At 49.7% G+C, this 1,307-nt stretch carries 1 protein-coding gene; it reads left to right on the forward strand.

Translation table 11 applies throughout. The features are described 5' to 3' along the window. Window positions 1-36: 36 nt before the first annotated feature. Window positions 37-1,188, forward strand: a complete 1,152-nt coding sequence (locus tag QCH34_RS12800) for a hypothetical protein (protein WP_300334698.1) — start codon at window positions 37-39, stop codon at window positions 1,186-1,188. Window positions 1,189-1,307: the final 119 nt, after the last annotated feature.

A 1,307-nucleotide genomic window follows, 5' to 3' on the forward strand; every position in this document is an offset into this window, starting at 1 on the left:
TGATGCGATCTCTCTTGTATGGGAGTGGGCACTGTATTGGATCTGATGCCGCATGATGATCCAGACCAGATCAGAGAACGCTTCCGTCTGTATATCCGGGAAAACAGCGATGCAATAGGCCGCTCTCTCCCACTCTTCTTCGCCCATGTCGTCTCCGCTCTTGAAGAAGGAGATGAAAGGCTCCCCGATCCCGATTATAATTTTTTTCTGGATGGGATCGCCTGTGAGGTCTTCCGGAACAGTTCCCGGATAAATGATCCGGCTTTTGATTATGAGCTTGGAGCCATCCTTGCAGAACATAAGCGTAATGGGGGCAGAGGCGTCCTTGACCTCGTCTCCGGCCTGCATTCTATCCGGAGGGGGATGTACCACAAAGCCATTCCTCTCCTGAAAAAATACCGGTATATCGACCCGCTGATCGGATCGGCCATCGCCTATTGTTACATTCAGGCGGGACGCATGGAGACGGATCACCTTCAATCTGATCCTCTCCTCTCTGCACGGGAGCAGTTGATGGCGATGAGCGAACACCGCCCGCCTCTCGTTCCCCACCCTCTTCTTGACGAAGAAGAAGCTGATCTCCTCTCTTCCCTCTTCTGGGATGTCTATGAACAGGCACGGGAATGGTTCCCCCATGATGAATGGTTCCCTGAGATTGCATTGTGTAAAGCCGGGGAAGATGGCGATAACCGCCGGTATGATTCGGTTTTGACGGAGGCTATATCCTCGTTTCCCGATGATATCAGGTTTCTGCGTCGTGCATTCCAGGGGGCGCTTGAGAGGGAATCGCTCGAATCCGCAGCAGTGATCCTCCAGAGGATGATCAGGGTGATGCCTGATGGAATGGAGCCGGCCTATTATGGCCTGAAGCTGGCAACCATAACTGGAAAGGCAGAGATATTCTACCGGTTTAGAAAACAGGCGATAATCCGGGGTATTCCTCTCTATCTTATCCATCTCATCGAGTATATATTTGAGATTCTCCGGAGAAATCAGGAAGGGGCGGTGGAGACGAGAAAGCGTTTTTCGGTATTGTATCCCCGCATCGGTTATATTATGGATCTCTTCACATACCTTGAAGAGGATATCTTTTCTGGTGATCCGATTCGGCAGAAGAGGGGATTGCAGGCACTACTGCCGATAGTTGACAGATTTGCAATAAGTGTATTAAAGATTGGAGAAGAGTGACCTATGCATGATGATCTAAGTGTTCAGCTTTTTTTGAGATCTCCCTGTGGGATGCTTGTCCTTGAAAAGAGGACAGGAAATGTTATTGCGATTAACTCATCCCTTTCAAAAATCATCGG

It is taken from the genome of Methanocalculus sp., assembly GCF_029762515.1.
Classification (GTDB): domain Archaea; phylum Halobacteriota; class Methanomicrobia; order Methanomicrobiales; family Methanocorpusculaceae; genus Methanocalculus.